A 320-nucleotide genomic window follows, 5' to 3' on the forward strand; every position below is an offset into this window, starting at 1 on the left:
GGACGAAGAAACGGTCGCCTGATCGAACAAAGAAACGAGGTCAGACGGCTGGCAGCTTGGCGAGTTGAGGCACCTCGGCCATCCAGGGAGTTCCGCGGGCGACGACGGCGTTGATCGTGACGAGCAGTTTTCTGGCGCAAGCGACCAGCGCACATTTATGAGGTTTGCCGGCGGCGATCAGCCGACCATAGAGAGCCTTGAGCTGCGGGTTCCAGCGGGAGGATGCCGCAAGAGCCGCGTTGTAGAGCGCCCAACGCAGGCGCTCACGGCCACCTTCGATGTGACGGGCGCCGGAGCGTTTACCGCTATCGTCGTCGTAA

General features: G+C 62.5%; 1 protein-coding gene. It reads right to left on the reverse strand.

From position 1 onward, the window contains the following. Positions 1–40: 40 nt before the first annotated feature. A partial coding sequence (locus I6F17_RS37510; RefSeq protein WP_225190491.1) for a transposase occupies positions 41–320 on the reverse strand: 280 nt, incomplete at its 5' end.

Source organism: Bradyrhizobium sp. NBAIM18 (genome assembly GCF_020193825.1).
Lineage (GTDB): Bacteria > Pseudomonadota > Alphaproteobacteria > Rhizobiales > Xanthobacteraceae > Bradyrhizobium > Bradyrhizobium yuanmingense.